At 68.4% G+C, this 256-nt stretch carries 1 protein-coding gene; it reads right to left on the bottom strand.

Annotated elements, in window-relative coordinates; genetic code table 11:
* Nucleotides 1-256, bottom strand: a 256-nt coding sequence (locus SB658_RS25600; protein WP_410603262.1) for a hypothetical protein, incomplete at both ends; no start/stop codon positions are given.

Raw genomic sequence — 256 nt, 5'->3', positions numbered from 1 at the left:
CAGGCCGGCGATCTGCTCGAGCTGCTCGCTATAGGCGAGGATCTCGCGCTGATTGCGGCCCGTTCCCGTGATCTCGATCTGACCGATCGCGATCTCTCCGGATCCGTCGAGCTCGGCGCTCGCACCTCCGGGCGCGCTCGATTCGGCGCCATCGGCGCCGGGAATCGAGAAGTTCAGTCCCGTCAGCGTGGATCCATCGGGCAGCGCCGCGCGCAACGCGCGGGTGAGCTCGGCTGGTGCGACGTCATCGGTGAGC

The sequence above is a fragment of the Bacillus sp. SIMBA_008 genome (genome assembly GCF_046535495.1).
Taxonomy (GTDB): Bacteria; Bacillota; Bacilli; order Bacillales; family Bacillaceae; genus Bacillus; species Bacillus subtilis.
The sequence above is the reverse complement of the archived record's forward strand: the minus strand, read 5'-3'. Positions and strand labels throughout refer to the sequence as shown.